Source organism: Bacteroides sp., from assembly GCF_028690125.1.
In the GTDB taxonomy this organism is placed as follows: domain Bacteria; phylum Bacteroidota; class Bacteroidia; order Bacteroidales; family Bacteroidaceae; genus Bacteroides.
The window spans coordinates 330,999-347,732 of record NZ_JAQVBV010000001.1 but is presented as its reverse complement, the minus strand read 5'-3'; the positions used below and the strand labels follow the sequence as shown (position 1 = coordinate 347,732).

Sequence of the window (16,734 nt, the reverse complement as noted above, 5' to 3'; positions counted from 1 at the left end):
AAACGAATAAATAGAATAAACCGATAGGACAAAAAGCATATATATACATTTAAAAAGCAGGAAATCTGATAAATACATAGCATTTATGCATTTAAAGTATATATTAATCTACACGTTGGCAATAGTTAGCCAACATACTGACAATATGTTAGATCTATATACCCATCATATCAAACAAGCTTTGCCAACAAATTTCACCTATTTAAAGCTGAAAAACGATTATCTGTAATCGGTATCCGAAGTAATCTTCAGTTCATACAAGCCTCCCGCTGTCTTTCCTTCTGCGGCACGGAAAGTTACATTCACTTTATCTTTCCCACGGGTCCATTCTGCCGGGATAGGATATATATCATCCACATATGTAAGATAGAGCTTTCTGTCCAGACAAACCGTACGCAGATAGTTACCATCAATCAGAATATCAAACTTTTTGTCTGCAGCCTCATCACCCCAGAAACGGCAAATCAGCTGATAGGGTTTCTGTTCTTTCTTGTCGATGCGTAGAGTATAAGAGAACCATCCGGCATCTTTAGCCATACGATATTGCGCATTCTTCGCCCAAAAGAAATCGTGCCAGTAGATGGAGTCATTCTTTCCTTGTAATTTATGGAGCTTTTCGTCTTTATCATCTCCTATCTTCACTACATCGGTCAGCGAACGGGTACGATAAGCAAACTCGTCGGGCGAATAGATCTTCCAGTATACAGTATACCGTTGGTGGTGCATCTGGAAATAAGGGATCAATTCCACAGCCGATTCACCTCCTCCATTTTTCACAGTGAAGCGCAGAGGGTGTTTGGAGGAACATTGAATCCAACTATCCAAATCGGCTAATGAACCTACCAGCATAGGAATATTCTTTGCCGGAACAGACTCGCGGCAAGTACGGTTATCACTCACACGGTCTTCGGGCATATTCTCCTTACCCAATCCACCTGCCAACACCAGAGGACCATACATGATGGAGCCGAAATGAGGTTCGTCTTTTGAATAATCTAGATGGAGACTTCTGGCAAAAACTAGTGTTATATTATCGCCTGTCTCAACAGGAGTGAGCAGACGGATATAGCTTCCCTTATAAGCTTCGACGTTTGTAGGTTTGCCATTCAGCAACACTGTTGCATTGCCATTTACCCAACCGGGATAGCGGAACAGTAGAGAGCCTGTATAGTCTCCCTTCTGATCAATGCGGATAGAAATCGTATCCGATTCGGGGAAACGTGTGTCCAAAGTAACCTGCATCCCTTTCTCTTTCCAATTCAGATGTGAAGGGATGTATAGATTAACCAGTAAATCCTGCCCATCTTTGAAATACACAGACTCAGCATATTTAGCATGATTCTCCATACCTGTGCCCACACAGCACCAGAATGAATCGAACGGTGTGCTGTATTGCTTGAATGAACCCGGCAACAACGAAGTATAATAAGTAACACAACCCGGCATATCAGGGTCTTGTGAAGCCAATATATGATTGTACAGTGCGTGCTCGTAATAGTCAAGGTATTTGTAATCACCATCGAGCATGAAGAGCTGGCGCGACAGCTTCAACATATTATACGTATTACAAGTTTCGGCAGAAGTAAAGTCCAGACGCTTACTCTCCTGCCCTGGAAGTCCGAAACGTTCGCAACAGCTATTTCCTCCGATAGCTACCGTATGATCGTTAATCACAATATCCCAGAAATTATGTGCTGCTTTATAATAAAGGTTGTTGGAAGAAAATTCGTATTCGCGGGCAACTCCCACAAACTTGGGTATCTGGTCGTTGGCATGACGACCGAAAAGAACATCTTCACCGTTGGCAGTGGGATAGATTACATTGATGTGGTTAAAGCGTTCGGCCGTTTCAAGATATTTCTTATCTCCCGTAATGCTATAAACGTCAGTCATTACTTCATTCATTCCACCTTGCTCTACACTAAGCATACTTTGAAACAAATCACAATTGCTATTCAATGCGATATGAGCAACAAAGTCTGCCAATGGAAGTAGAATCTCCTTTGCCTGGGTGCATCCGGCATATAAATAAGCATCCTTAAGACCTGCCAGCACTTTATGAATACCGTACCAGGAATTACCATTCCGGTTAAAATTCCAGGGTTGCTTCGTTTCATCCGGGCTACCCAGAGTAACGTTGCCCTGAAGCATCTGTAAGAATCCTTCTTTATTATCTTTACCGGTAATGAACCAACCGTCATCTGTATTCCGCTGACACTCTTTGAGCTCACTCAGTATATAATTGAGCCTATCAAGAAAGGCTTTATCGCCCGTAGCAGCGTACATCATGGCGCAACCGGACATATAATGTGCATAACTGCATCCACCATGATACTCCCATCCACCATAGTTCTGTCCTTTTCCTTGCAAACCTACCCCGCGCCGAACGTGAGGAATCAGTCTGTCTACTTCCAACGAAAGCAGGTATTCTTTATGCAAATCCATCGCCTTCTTAAAATAACTGCCGGTCAATTCGACATCACCCAAGGCAAAGGATTGCCACACCGGGACATGGACACGCGGTGCGCAACGCACTCGTTCATACTCTGATGCTGTCAGTCGTGTTAATCCCAAAATCAATACACCAATCACTAATAAGAACCTGTAATTCTTCATAATATTCAATATAAAGGTTGAAAATGGCATCCCAATTAATTCAGTCAGGTGAATATCGGATTAACGAGGTATGTTATATTGTCGGCTTCAATTCATCTTTCTACTTTACCAAGTGTTTCCAGAAGCAATTCGGAGTACTCCCCAAGAAATTCTGCAAACAATGAAAAAGATATTTCTTTTACTTACCTCTGACAATCTTCTTGATATCACTTAGTTTATTCAGTGCCTCGATGGGAGTCAAGTTATTCACATCCAAATTCAGTATTTCATCACGAATCTGGCATAATATAGGATCGTCCAACTGGAAAAAGCTTAACTGCATCCCCCCCCGATTCTCACTAACTTCCGCCAATGGTTTGCCGGAAATACCTTGTTGGCGATTATCCGATTCAAGCTGTTTGAGAATCTCATTCGAACGCTTTACAATACTTTTCGGCATACCTGCCATCTTTGCCACATGAATACCAAAGGAGTGTTCGCTACCGCCACGTTCCAACTTACGCAGGAAGATAACTTTATTATCTACCTCCTTCACCGAGACATTATAATTCTTGATACGTTTGAAAGATTTCTCCATCTCATTCAACTCATGATAATGTGTGGCAAACAAAGTACGGGCTTTTGCCTTCGGATGTTCATGGATATATTCCACAATCGCCCAAGCAATGGAAATTCCATCATAAGTAGAAGTTCCACGCCCTAATTCATCAAAAAGCACCAGACTTCGGGAAGAAACATTATTCAAAATATCTGCCGCTTCATTCATTTCCACCATAAAAGTAGATTCGCCTACAGATATATTATCACTGGCTCCTACACGGGTAAATATCTTGTCTACCAATCCGATATGCGCACTTTCGGCAGGTACAAAAGAGCCAATCTGGGCCAGCAATGTTATCAATGCCGTCTGCCGAAGAAGCGCAGACTTACCGGCCATATTCGGACCTGTAATAATAATGATCTGTTGTGTACCACTATCCAACATCACATTATTGGCAATATATTTTTCACCGATCGGAAGTTGCTTCTCAATCACCGGGTGACGTCCTTGGCGAATATCCAGTACATCATTATCCTCAATCACCGGGCGAATATAATTATTCTCACGAGCAACATTGGCAAACGACAATAAACAATCCAAACGAGCTATCTGATTAGCATTAATCTGTATCTGGGGAATAAACTCAGTCAATGTCTGTACCAAATCGGTATACAATTGTGTTTCCAGAATCAATATCTTATCTTCCGCCCCCAGAATTTTTTCCTCATATTCTTTCAGTTCCTGAGTAATATAACGTTCCGCATTGACCAATGTCTGTTTGCGAATCCATTCCTGAGGAACTTTCTCCTTATGTATATTACGAACCTCAATGTAGTAACCAAATACATTATTATAAGCTACTTTCAAACTGGGAATACCAGTCAGTTCACTTTCCCTCTGTTGAATTTGTAACAAATAGTCTTTTCCCGAATAAGAAATCCGGCGAAGATCATCCAACTCTGCATTCACACCATCACTAATCACCCCACCTTTATTTATCAACAACGGAGGATCATTTTTAATCTCTTTACCTATCCTGTCACGAACAGATATACAAAGATTTAATAATTCACCAATATGGTTCAGACTTGCATTATCGGCATCCATACATGCTTTCTTGATTGGTTCGATTGCTTGCAATGCAACTTTCAACTGAACCACCTCACGAGGAGATACCCGGCCTACGGCTACTTTGGAAACAATACGTTCCAGATCACCTATCAAATGTAGCTCTTCCTCTATAAGTTCTTTAAAATCGGGCTGCCGGAAGAAATATTCTACCACATTCAGCCGGTCATTAATCGGTTTTACGTCTTTCAGCGGAAAGACCATCCAGCGTTTCAACAGACGAGCCCCCATCGGACTGATCGTTCTGTCGATTACACTAAGCAGACTGCTTCCACCATCATTCATGCTACCGATCAATTCAAGGCTCCGAACGGTAAATTTATCCAGACGCACATATTTATCTTCCTCAATACGGGCAAGCGAAGTGATATGGCCAATTTGCGTATGCTGTGTCATCGTCAGGTATTGCAGGATAGCCCCTGAAGCTATAATACCATTTTTCAGGTGTTCCACCCCAAATCCTTTCAGATTCTTCGTCTCAAAATGTTTCAGCAATTTCTCACGGGCAGTTGTCTCCGTAAACACCCAGTCATCCAATTCAAAAGTAAAGAACTTGCTACCAAAGTTTCCTTCAAACATTAAACGCTTTCCTCTTTCGAAAAGGATCTCTTTCGGACCAAAGTTATTTAGTAGTTTATCAACATAGTCAAAAGGTCCTTCGGCAGTAAGAAACTCGCCTGTAGATATGTCGAGAAAAGCCACTCCACAAGAAGTCTTTCCAAAATGAACGGCAGCCAGAAAGTTATTTTCTTTATAATTCAGTATATTATCATTGATAGAAACACCGGGAGTCACTAATTCGGTAATACCACGTTTCACCAACTTCTTTGTCAGTTTCGGGTCTTCCAACTGATCACAAATCGCCACACGCTTTCCGGCACGAATCAGTTTCGGCAGATAGGTATCAAGCGCATGATGAGGGAAACCCGCCATTTCAATAGTCTTACCTTTTCCATTGGCACGTTTTGTCAGTGTGATTCCGAGAATCTCGGCTGCGACAATAGCATCCGTTGAATATGTTTCATAAAAGTCACCGCAACGAAACAGCATCACTGCATCCGGATGTTTAGCCTTCAAATCCAGAAACTGTTTCATCATAGGGGTAAGCACGATTTCTTCTTCGTTCACGGTTCTCTCCTTTTCTTCTTTTAAGGTAAATAATTTAGATTATGGGAGCAAAGATAATTGTTTTCCGGCAGAGAATCAACGGAATTCTTCTTTTCAATTTTCAAAATTTATGTTGAATTCTTTGATAAAAAGAGAGAAATATCTTAATAAGTAGAAGAAATATCTTAAAACGTGTTACAAAACATACTTTTTTATTTGGATAATTTGCTTATGTCGCAAAAGTCCGTACCTTTGCAATGTGTTTTTCATAGTATTAGATTTAAGGTTAACAAAGGTTGGAGCAAGGCGTTGCTCCTTTTTTTATGCCCATACGCAATTTTTGAAAACTATTTATTCATTTCACCCTGAAACTAGTTATTATCATTTCGAAAAAAGTACTAGATATTTGTTGCAAACTATATAGTGTTTAAGATAAAGACCAAATGAATTGAGACAAACCTCCTATTGTCAATTCGAACAACTGATTATGCAAAATATATGGTTTATTTACTCATAAAATATAATTGAATTAAGTAAATAATATAGTAAATACTACAGAAAAGATATAATAGCATATTTCCTTTTCCTATTAATATATACTTTTTTGATAATACTTATGTACTAAAAATAGCCCTTCACCCTTGTATGTTTATGAATAAACAAGGTGGAAAAAGCTGAAGGAAAAAGAAAAAAACAAGCTTATATATACATCATATTACAACTGATCCAATTATTCCGGAAATTTCATTTTGTATTTAATTATTAAAGGATTACTATTGGGGGTATTATTATTCTGCAAAAATGTTTTTAATTTCCCTTCAGGGAGCTTGTCAGCCAGTTCATCTACAAGATATAAAGGAATAATATTATAAAAACAATTACCCTCCGTTTGATATATCGGGGCGTTAAATAGTTTGCATAAAGAAACATCTCCTTTCATCTTTTCCATATCTATTGTTACACTTATTCCAGTTGATTTATTGTAATAAATATGTTTTGGATGGTTCCATCCTGTCATAGTGAAAAGGCAATAGTCATCCAAATCATATACACAACCCCAAGACAACAGATAACCTTCACTTTCTTTTTCTTCAATCTCATTTTTTTGACCATATATATGAGTCATTTCTCTACGTTCTTTTGGAGTAAGCAGTTTAAAACTTGATTTGTTTCTAAATACATACTCGGGATATATTTGATTATTTTTATCAATTCTATACACAACATTACCGAAAGTAGGATGAAATAGAATCTCTTCATTATTAGGATTATAGTCGATTCGTTCTGTAGATTCCAGATCAATTCTGTGAGGTGTTTGATTTTCCAAAAAAGAAGCTACAAAATTTCCGCAACTATCCAACACATGAATGTTATAATTCTCCATATCTTTTAAACCGTACATCTGCTTCGGACCTGTATAAAAATTTAAGAATCCTCCATTCCTAGCCATAAGTATATATGCACTAAACTTTAAAGGTACAACCTTGAGCAACTCTCCATATTCATCAAATATAAAAATCCTTTTTGAAAAAGAATCAGTCAAAATAAGACGATTGCATTTATAATCTACTTGAAAACCATTGATTCGTATATATTCTTCCGGCCCTTGCCCAACATGGTATATTCTACGGATAAAATCACCATTTCGAGAAAATATATAAATCGCATTACCTTTTGTATCTAAAATATATAATTTATTATTCATGATATGCAACATATGTATATCACCCAACAAAGAAGAGTCTGTGACTTCAAGCCCAATGGTATCTATATCAGTTATTAGATCATTTATCGAAATCGATATTGGATTGTTAATGTCTACACACTTAGCTTGTGATAGAAGAGGATCTTGTTTATCTTCTTTTTTACAATTGGTAAAAAGAAAAATAAAAGCCATTGAGAATAAAATATATTTCATGTTTAATTGATATTTTAGGAATGTCAAAAGTCTTATTCAATATTTTTGAGTAGTCAATTTATAAACAAGACCTTTGACATATTCAAAATTAAATTTATAATGTACAATCAACACAAATAGGATGATCACTTCCATCCCAGCATGTTACTTTCCAACCTTTTGCATATGCTCCACCAACATATATAGTACATGGTATTTTAGAAAAAGTATCATATCGATACTTCTTATCTTGAGTTCCTTCATCTTGTGCTAAAGCCTCAACATTTTGTAGTAACAAATTAGTTTTGTTAGATTTATTACTTACTAAACGAGTATTTATCATAGTTACTATAACAATAACCATTACAGCTGAAATTCCTATAATCTTTATTTTCATATTTCTATTTATAAAAAAGTTATTATACAAAATTTTCTTCGTGTTTATCCTTTCAATGAATCTAAAGTCTCATTACTTCTTTTTTAACTTTTGGTTCACCTCCTTTCTTTTTTATAGTTTAGAGAAAATACAAGTATTTGATGTTAAATCAATTCCGTAAAGATCTCAATTGCACCCACCTTATATTTCTTACTTGTCCTTCTACTATCAGCATCAACAATATGAATATATTATGATGACAGTTCTCTCAAAAAAGCTTAATTTTAAAATATCATTTCCATTTTCAAGAAACCACCAATAGAAGCAAACTATTTATCGTATTTTTAAAACTATAGCCAAATATTGTATTTACAAAGAAAATAACAAATAGCATTGAAGCAATTTTCCAAACTAAAAATAAGTGTGTTTTCACCAGCAATCTACTCAAAAAGACTATAAATAACAACATACAAACATATACATTAATATAGAAATCGATTATTCATCCCAATACTACAAAAAATGTTACATAAACTCAATCATCATTCTGTTACTTAATAATCTATATTCTCAACTTAGATAGTAATTTTATCATTTCTTACCTAGCACCTAGAAAGATGCTGGTATTAGAATTGGGGTATCTAAAGTAACTATCTTTATTTGTTACCTCCTTTCATCTTTAATAAGTTAAATCAATAAATTAATCTATAGTTTTTAAAGATAGTGAGTTGAGAGAAGTAGAGCAAATAAAATCACTGACTATTTCGGACTAACTATTTTTTAATAAAAAATTCCGCATTTCATCGGAGGTTAAAAAACATCTTATTCGGTTCACACTTTTCCAAATTTAATGTGTATTTTACAGAGAAAAAGAATTATGGATAACTTCGTTTAAATTTTCTTCAATCATAATTTTAAAGCCGATATTTTTTACAATTTCCTCTTCGATTCAAATGTCAATTCACAGTTTAGGAAAGGCTTTCTATCATTATCTATCCACCAAAATGTCCCTTCGACAATCCATCTTTTGTGAATAGGTTTGAACTCTTGATCTTTGTATGCACTAATAACCACCCAAATAATGTAGACAAATTTAGTTTTAACATTTTCAATAAGTTCTTCTCTATATCCTACTTCTACCAGTATGACTTTTATTCCCAAACAAAGTTCTTTTAGCAGATAAGTGCCCTTACGGTCATGAATATTGGCTATTGTAATCATCATTGCTATGAAGGAGCCATACTTGTCCATAACAATATAATATTTGATACCTTTCACTTTTTTATTGCCAGCAACTCCAGTATATGACGGCGTAACCTTTCAAGAAGCAAATCAAAAACTTGAAAAGAACCCCATTTCTTATATATAATAGCAAACCAACTCTCACTTGGGGAAGTCCTTAGGTAGCATATGCCACTGACAAGTTTGTTTTCAAAACAACCGTTCTTTTTAACTTTACCGAAACCTAAGTATACACTTTTACAGTCTATGGGAAGTTTATTTCCGAATACTTCGATGTTTTTTTAAAACATAACGATGTTTGAAAAAAACTTCTCAATCTTTTTCAATAAAATAGTGCTCATTGAGCAAAATGAAAACACTTTTGTTCTCTGTCATATTTTTCTATACTTCACTATCAACTAGTAAAATAGAATGAATAATCTTTATTTTACTATGAAGCGATACAATATTTGACACAAAAGAGTTTTAAAAAAAAGTAGACGCAATATAACAGGTTGTACACCAAAATGATATGCAAAACATGAAGATGAAGGAAAACTAAATTACATTCCTTAAATGAGGCTAATCAGCATATCTCCGACCTATTCAATACCTCCCAATGAGAGAATTCTGATTCGTATTCTCACATTTCTTATTAAACATTTAAATACTTCAATAAATACGCTCAAATTATATAAATTCTATTAAATCCAAATATCAATCTATTACTTAATTTTTTTTATAAAAAGTAGTAAGGAGACATATATCTACAAAAACACACATTCTTATAGTAAATATTAGCATTTTTCTTGCTTATATTAGATAATAATAATATTTTTGTGTTTACATAAATCTAATTTATATAATTATGAATAAAATTCCCATTTTTTTATTAGTGTTACTTTTTGCATTTCTTTTACCATTATTTGCAAATGCTCAAGCAACAGTGAAAGGTATTGTTACCGACGAAATTGGAGAACCATTGATTGGCGTATCCATTCGCTACAAGGAAGTTCCCCAAGTTGGGGCTACCACCGATATGGATGGTAAATTCTCCATTAAAGAAGTAGAAGGAGGAAAAATACTTGTTTTCTCCTACATTGGTATGAAGAATACAGAGCACTTGATAAAAGGGGTAACAAACTTTATCAAAATCATAATGGAACCTGAAGCAAATGAATTGGATCAGGTTGTTATCACCGGATACACCCAAACCACATTTAAAAAAATGACTGGTTCTGTCGGAATTATAACCGCTGACCAATTGAAAGATCAACCCCAGCCAACTATAGATGCCCTCATGCAAGGTAAAATTGCAGGTGTAGCTGTATCTGCTATAAGTGGACAACCGGGTAGCACTCAGAAGATTCGTATTAGAGGTACAAATACACTTACAGGAGAAGGAGAACCGCTATGGGTAATAGATGGAGTACCTATGCAGGGAAATACCGCTGATATGCCGAGTAGCTCGGAAATAAAATCCAATCAGTTTGATGACTTATTCATGAATGGTGTTGCTGGTATCAATCCAAATGACATTGAAAGCATTACTATTTTGAAAGACGCTTCTGCAACAGCAATTTATGGTTCACGTGCAGCTGGAGGGGTAATCGTAGTTACTACAAAGAAAGGGAAACAAGGAAAAACAAGAATTAATTATTCAGGAAATGTTTCCGTTACACTATCACCCCAACGTGATTTTTCTTTAATGAATGCTCAAGAAAAACTAGCATATGAACAAGGCCTATGGGACGAGTTCTCTGCATCAGGATTTGAAGCAGGAAAAACAGATTATCCTGTAATCGGAGTCGTAGGTATCATCCGGTCTGGCAATGGACGCTTCAAAGGGTGGACGAAAGACCAGCAAGATGCATATATTGACGAGCTTGGAAAGACAAATACAAATTGGTATGATGAGTTATTTAGAAATGGCATATCAACCACACACAATTTATCCATTAGTGGGGGTGGTGATAAATATACTTACTACACTTCTATGTCGTATACAAAAAATGCCGGTCTATTAAAAAATAACGATTATGACCGTTATAACATTACGACTAATCTTATTATGAACCCTAATGACAAGGTCAAAATTGATTTAGGAGCAGCAGTATCTTATCAATCTTCTAAATCGCCAGCTCTAAATTCTCTTGATCCATTCAGATATGCCTATTATGCAAATCCATACGAAAGTCCATATAATACTGATGGAAGTTATCGCGCAGACGAAACCTATTATTCATTAGGAGAATACAATAATAATACCACAAACAAAAAGTTAATTCCTGAAGATGGATTTAATATTTTACGTGAAATGAATGAAACATCCTCACGTACAAAGAATGTGAATACCACAATGAGAGCAGGAATTGATTATACTATTATAAATCAACTACGTTTCATAGGGCTTGTATCCTATACTTATGCAACCAATCGCCTAAAAGAAATCTACAATAATGGAACAAAAGCCGCACTAGATAACCGCCTATCCATTGATAGTAGTTCCCAAAAAGAATATGCTTCTATTTTACAACGCAATGTCGATAATGAAAGCTATATGGCGCGCGGTCATTTCGCATATGATGATCATTTCGGTGAAAACCATTCAATCTCTTTAATTGTGGGTGCAGAACTTCGTGGCAGCAAGTCAAATGGCTTGTTTAGTAAACGATATGGGTATGATTCCATTACAGGAAATTCCGTGACTCCTCTTCCAGATAGTCCTACAGGAGTTGGATATGAAAAGCTAAAAGCCTATTTAGCAGCAATAGATGCATCCAATGGAGAGACTTGGAATGAACAAAGGTTTGCATCCTTTTATGCTTCCGCTGACTATTATTATAAAAACAAGTACGTACTAAATGCCTCCTTTCGTACTGATGGCAGTTCTAACTTTGGTAGTGACAAACAGTTTAATCCGAACTGGGCAGCCGGTGCTGCATGGAATATCAGCGAAGAGAACTTTATGAGTTCTCTAAAATCTACATTAAACCGCCTGACTCTTCGCATAGCAACCGGATTTACAGGAAATATAAACCGTTCAATTAGTCCACAAATGATTATCAGTTATTATGATGACTATCGAAATGTTTCAAATAACGTTTATCATACCGGAAAAGTCGTAAGTCCTCCTAATCCTAACTTACGATGGGAAAAGACACAAGATGTAAAAGTAGCATTAGACTTTGGTTTATTCAATGACCGTTTGAATGGAGTTGTAGAAGGATATTACCGAAAAAGCAAAGATATTGTAACCCCTGTACAAGTGTTAAGTACAACAGGATTCACGCGACAAGAATACAATACAGCAGATATTGAAAACAAAGGTATTGAAATTAGCTTAAATGGAACACCTGTAAAAACCAAAGACTTTTCTTTAGCCTTATCAGCTAACCTCGCTTATAATATGAATAAAGTCACCAAATATAAATCTCCCAATAAGAGTATGGGATTAGGCGAAATATGGGAAGGATATCCCATAGGAGCAATATATAGCGGTAAAGTCACAGGGATTGATCCAGAAACAGGATTATATACATTCCAATTACGACCAGATGCAGAAATAAAGACAGCTACAGACTTAAATAAAATTGATAATTACCGTTTTTATTTAGGAACAGGTGAAGCTCCAATTACTGGTGGTTTTAATGCTACTACCGAATACAAAGGTATCCGTCTTAGCATTAATGGAACATTTGCTACAGGAGCTAAAACTTTTGAATTTATAAAACCGCCACTTTCATATAGTAGTGCAAGTTTGGGTAGTCAAAATGAAAATACTCAAGTATTCCAAAATGACCTTTTTGTACAACATTTAAATGTACCAAAAGAGGCAGCTAATCGTTGGACTCCAACAAATACGAATGGTACTTATCCACGTATATGGAATGTATTTGGTGAATCCTATGGCTTTAGCTATTACAATCCAATGCATCCAGAAATTACACGAGGAGTATTTTTGGAAGATATATCATATGTACGAATCAAGAGTATTATTTTAGGTTATACGCTCCCAAAAAAATTGTTGAATAAATCTGCCCTCTCCAATGTAGATCTTTCTCTGGCTCTGAATAATTTCATCACCTTCACTAGTTATCCAGGAATGGACCCAGAAACTCCAAGTGGAATTTATCCGGTAAGCCGTTCTGTTATGTTTAGTGTTAATGTTGGATTTTAAAATACAAGAAAATATGAAAAGAAAAATATTTATGATATTCTATTGTGGGTTACTCACATTGCTAACTTCATGCAACAACTATTTAGATGTAAAACCTAAAGGTAAAATTATACCGAAAACAGCAGAGGATTTTTCAACGATTATCCATTATTGGTTAGATCAAATTGAAAAAGGGACAGATGATGTTATAGTACCATCACCAGTACAAACAGACAATTTAGAAATGTTTGCTGATGACTTAGATGCATCTCTTGCTAATAGCTATACTTATACTGATTTATACGTTGGGATAGCTATTAACAAAAACCAGGGGCATTACAAAACTTTATACTCTGTAATCAAAGACTGCAACATGATTATTGGTAATATGGAAGACACTGAATCAGAAATAGCAAAAACTTTGTTGGGAACAGCTTGGTCTATTCGTTCCATTTGTTACTATAATTTAATGCAACGTTATTGCGAACCTTATCAACCTGAAACTTCGGAAGAGACACTAGGTTTACCACTAGTCAATGAATTCGATATGGAAGCCAAACCTGCCCGTTCCAACTTAAAAGAAACAGCAGAATTTATACTTAATGGATTTAAAAAAGCTCTTTCTTATAATGTAACCAACAATGATTTTCTCTTCACACAATCTGTAACAAAAGCCTATATGGCGCGTTTTCTTTTTTGGACACAAGACTGGAATAACGCAATTTTATATGCAAAAGAGATATTGGAAAAATACCCTATGCTAGAAGCAGAAGAATATGCAGAGTCAATTAATCAAAAACTACAGAAGACACACAATGTTATTATCCGATCATATACAAATGACAATGAGATAGGAACATTAGATTATGCCGGAGCCCAAGTAGATGTAAAAAAGCGCCCACTATGTAAAAATCTAGTAGATTTATTTACTTCTACTCCAAACGACATACGGAAAACCAATACATACAATTCTAAACGAATTACAAACAAAATTGTAACAACTAAATTTCGTAGTGAGGAATTATGCTTAATTATTGCAGAATCATATGCACATTTGAAAGATGAAACTAATGCATTGTTATACTTAAATATGCTACGTTCTAAGCGTATCACTTTAAATTACACTACTTATACAATGGATAACCTTCCAGAAGTCTTCGAGCAAAATATTACAAGTGACGCCACAGGTATTCCACTAAGTAAACTCATGTCCGTTATTCTTTGTGAACGTAGAAAAGAATTGTTTCTCGAAGGAGATCGTTGGTTTGAACTAAAGCGTAATGGACGACCAGAATTCTGGGTTGCAGCCAATGGTAAGAAATATGTTACCGAAAAATATCTTTATACTTATCCTATTCCAAAAGCAGATATTAAATTATTTCCAGGTCTACTTGTACAGAATCCAGGATATATTGAATAAATATTTAAATAAGAAAACATGAAAAATATTATATACATTATATGTGCCATTGGCATTTTTTCTTTCACATTTCTATCATGTGATAAACCCGAAGAACTGACTCCCAAAGTAGAAAGTGTAACGGATGACTATTTACTACCTAAAGGAAATATATTAACTTCCCAAGAACGTGAAGAAATACAAGCTCGTTGGGATGAATACAATACAGCTATAGATCAATAAAATAGAATAAAATGAAAACGATATTCAAAAATATAAATACCTTTTTGTTAATTGCTATCTTAACTGCAATTATTACTTCTTGCAATGACGATGACTCACCTACAGCAACACTCTCTTTTAGTCGTTCAATATATATATTACCTGCCTTAGGTAGTTTAGATGTTGAATTAAGAGCCTCTGTTGCTCCAGAAACAGATTTAAGTGTCCCTATAAATATAGATGGAACAGCTATTTTAAACGAAGATTATGAGATATCAGCAAAAGAGTTTATAATAAAATCTGGTGAGACTAAGGCTACAGTTACATTAACCCCTAAAAACAACCTAACTTCAGATCGTGAAATTAGGTTGTCAATTAGCCCTATATCAGGCTATAATCTAGGAGATAAGAATGTAGCTATTATTCCAGTAGAAATAAAAGAACATATAATGTACTCATTTAGTACTACATATTCTCGTATGTTAAGTTCAGTAGAAATAAGGGTAGAGCTACAAGGAGAAATTAGTGGAAGTAAATATAATGCCCCAACAGCCATATCTCTTCCAATAGAAATAGATCCTTCAAGTACAGCAGAGATTAACACAGATTTCGAAATTCCAAATGGAATGGCTGTTACGATCCCCAGAGGCTCTAGACAAACAACATTTACTGTTAAAATAGTAGATGGAGCAGAAGATTATGCTGGAAAAGAAGCTATTCTTAAATTAAAAGTTCCAAACAATGATTCTGAACTTTATTATGCAGGTTCATTTAACTCACATACTCTTAAATTAGACCAACTAAGATTCACTGATATGCTTGGTAAATGGAAACCAGTATCCATTACAAATAGTGAAACATTTACAATATTTACAGATGATGAAGATTGGGTTGGGAAGCTGCCAGAAAACAATAATCCAAATGATTATTTAGAGTTTATACATTTAGATGATGGAACAGATAAGATTATTCCCCATTTGAGTGGAGATTTAAAGAATTTCTTTGGTAATCCGCAAGGACATAAAATTACATTTGATCACATACAGAAAGGTATTACAGATTGGGCTACCTACGAAGAATATGATGTACCATATTTTATAATATCCCAAATTAACACCAATTTCTCTTCTAAATCTGTAAAACTAGACGATGTATTTGTTGGATTAGATAAAATAGATGATAATAACATCATTATTTATTTCCATCAATATGAACCCACAGATTTTTTAAAGCAAGCCTATGATAAAGAGTTAGGAAATGAATTCGACATAGATATATTCCCTAGTTTCTTTGGTATAACTTATACTTTCACTCGAGTAGTAGAATGAAGTAACAAACTTGTGCTGAAATCACTATATTTTGAATAAACTAAAATATCTAATGAACCATAGGGTGAATGATTTATTGAAACTTATTTTTTTATGTAATTTATTTCTATTGAAATATTTTTTACGGATTATATAACATCATAAAACAACGCAATCATAAAACAAAATTAATTTGTTTTATGATTGCGTTGTTTTTAAGTTTAGCTACATTTTCTTCTTGTTCTAATGAGGAATTTTTAGATGAACGTAGCAATTCTGCTAAAACAAGTAATTCTACTATAATAATAGATGAACCAAATGGAGAAAATAATTAGGATGCAGTTGTTCTTACAAGTGTTGGATCAAACTGACGGGGAGTCTTATTAGTAATCACGAAATTCTTACAATGCAACCTTATGGTAGCGATAGAATTAGTAAATAGTGTACCCGAAATATTAGCTATTGCTAGACATACTACAGTTCTGGAATTTAAAACAGAATTAGAAGAAGCTGGTGCAACAGTTAAATTAGAAGGCTGCAATGATCCTTTTAAATGAGATTGAGAAAAAGAAAAACGGTCATAATTTGAAGGTAATATTTTTTATATAAAGCAATCTAAAGATCAATAATTCAACTTTAGCAAATGCCCGCTAAACAACTTCAGAAAACTACTTTCTCAATCTATAGAGTATTTATACCCTAATAAAAAGTTTATTAATAATTGAAGAAAGACTTGGGAGAGTTGGACATAATAATGAGAG

10 protein-coding genes and 1 pseudogene are annotated in these 16,734 nt (G+C 35.0%); 6 read left to right on the top strand and 5 right to left on the bottom strand.

Going from position 1 to position 16,734, the window contains the following annotated elements; genetic code table 11:
* Positions 1 to 219: 219 nt before the first annotated feature.
* Positions 220 to 2,616 (bottom strand): beta-L-arabinofuranosidase domain-containing protein, encoded by a 2,397-nt coding sequence (locus PHO71_RS01365; RefSeq protein ID WP_300197771.1) that lies wholly within the window; start codon positions 2,614 to 2,616, stop codon positions 220 to 222.
* A gap of 23 nt (positions 2,617 to 2,639) precedes the next feature.
* On the opposite strand from PHO71_RS01365, the gene PHO71_RS26145 reads away from it, so the two are divergent.
* Positions 2,640 to 2,780 carry an AraC family transcriptional regulator gene (locus tag PHO71_RS26145; protein WP_367279872.1) on the top strand — a complete coding sequence of 47 codons (141 nt, stop codon included), beginning with the start codon at positions 2,640 to 2,642 and terminating at the stop codon, positions 2,778 to 2,780.
* Between the two features lie 14 nt (positions 2,781 to 2,794).
* Here PHO71_RS26145 and mutS read toward each other — a convergent pair whose 3' ends face one another.
* The 4 genes and pseudogenes from mutS to PHO71_RS01345 form a co-directional block, all read right to left on the bottom strand.
* Positions 2,795 to 5,383 carry a DNA mismatch repair protein MutS gene (gene mutS, locus PHO71_RS01360; RefSeq protein WP_300197965.1) on the bottom strand — a complete coding sequence of 863 codons (2,589 nt, stop codon included), beginning with the start codon at positions 5,381 to 5,383 and terminating at the stop codon, positions 2,795 to 2,797.
* Positions 5,384 to 6,122: 739 nt separating this feature from the next.
* A complete protein-coding gene (locus PHO71_RS01355) occupies positions 6,123 to 7,310 on the bottom strand; it encodes a 6-bladed beta-propeller (RefSeq protein ID WP_300197768.1) in 1,188 nt (395 codons plus the stop codon).
* A 94-nt stretch (positions 7,311 to 7,404) separates the two neighbouring features.
* Positions 7,405 to 7,686: an NVEALA domain-containing protein gene (locus tag PHO71_RS01350; protein ID WP_300197765.1), complete on the bottom strand. Its 282-nt coding sequence runs from the start codon at positions 7,684 to 7,686 to the stop codon at positions 7,405 to 7,407.
* A gap of 909 nt (positions 7,687 to 8,595) precedes the next feature.
* Positions 8,596 to 8,952: pseudogene (locus PHO71_RS01345) on the bottom strand (DDE transposase); the annotation flags it as partial.
* An 802-nt stretch (positions 8,953 to 9,754) separates the two neighbouring features.
* Between PHO71_RS01345 and PHO71_RS01340 the strand changes: the two are divergent.
* From PHO71_RS01340 to PHO71_RS01320, 5 genes are all read left to right on the top strand, one after another.
* Positions 9,755 to 13,066, top strand: coding sequence for a SusC/RagA family TonB-linked outer membrane protein (locus PHO71_RS01340; protein WP_300197759.1), 3,312 nt, complete (start codon positions 9,755 to 9,757; stop codon positions 13,064 to 13,066).
* A gap of 13 nt (positions 13,067 to 13,079) precedes the next feature.
* Positions 13,080 to 14,465 carry a RagB/SusD family nutrient uptake outer membrane protein gene (locus PHO71_RS01335; protein WP_300197756.1) on the top strand — a complete coding sequence of 462 codons (1,386 nt, stop codon included), beginning with the start codon at positions 13,080 to 13,082 and terminating at the stop codon, positions 14,463 to 14,465.
* Between the two features lie 18 nt (positions 14,466 to 14,483).
* A complete protein-coding gene (locus tag PHO71_RS01330) occupies positions 14,484 to 14,687 on the top strand; it encodes a hypothetical protein (protein WP_300197753.1) in 204 nt (67 codons plus the stop codon).
* 11 nt (positions 14,688 to 14,698) lie between these two features.
* Positions 14,699 to 15,994, top strand: coding sequence for a hypothetical protein (locus tag PHO71_RS01325; protein ID WP_300197751.1), 1,296 nt, complete (start codon positions 14,699 to 14,701; stop codon positions 15,992 to 15,994).
* A 395-nt stretch (positions 15,995 to 16,389) separates the two neighbouring features.
* Positions 16,390 to 16,530: a hypothetical protein gene (locus PHO71_RS01320; RefSeq protein ID WP_300197749.1), complete on the top strand. Its 141-nt coding sequence runs from the start codon at positions 16,390 to 16,392 to the stop codon at positions 16,528 to 16,530.
* Positions 16,531 to 16,734: the final 204 nt, after the last annotated feature.